Below are 417 nucleotides of genomic sequence, written 5' to 3'. Positions count from 1 at the left end.
GGCTCCGCCCCTCTCGACACCCCAAGCGCGAACGCGCGTTTTCGCAGGACCCAACGCGATACAGCAACTCCGCAGCACCAGCTCCCTCTTCAATTCTCGCGCGTGCCTGTCAACTCAAACCACTGGACCAGCGCGCGCCGTATCATCTCGGGCCGAGTTGGCAAATCTGGCTCGACGCGGCGGCGGTCGTCGATCATCTCTATCAAATCTCGGGGAAGCCGGAGCGTTAGAGCTTCGGTGTCTTTTTTTGGAGGTGCCATTAATAATACCATTTTGATGTTGACATCATAATGGCAATATCACATATTAAACGGGCAAAGGCAAGAGATCCTACCCTCCTGCCTCGCCCTAACCGCATTGATCATCAGGAGATCAAAAATGGCTAAACACGCCTGTATCACGCCTCTGCGCGTGACG

1 protein-coding gene is annotated in these 417 nt (G+C 54.9%); it reads left to right on the top strand.

Features of this window, described 5'->3' with window-relative positions; genetic code table 11:
- The coding region (locus tag FGE21_RS20245) for a hypothetical protein (protein ID WP_218062812.1) at positions 1-230 on the top strand (230 nt) is incomplete at its 5' end.
- Positions 231-417 lie beyond the last annotated feature (187 nt).

Source organism: Phaeobacter sp. B1627, from assembly GCF_006265095.1.
Classification (GTDB): Bacteria; Pseudomonadota; Alphaproteobacteria; order Rhodobacterales; family Rhodobacteraceae; genus Epibacterium.
Note: the sequence above shows the minus strand (reverse complement) of the source record. Positions and strands in the feature narration are given on the sequence as shown.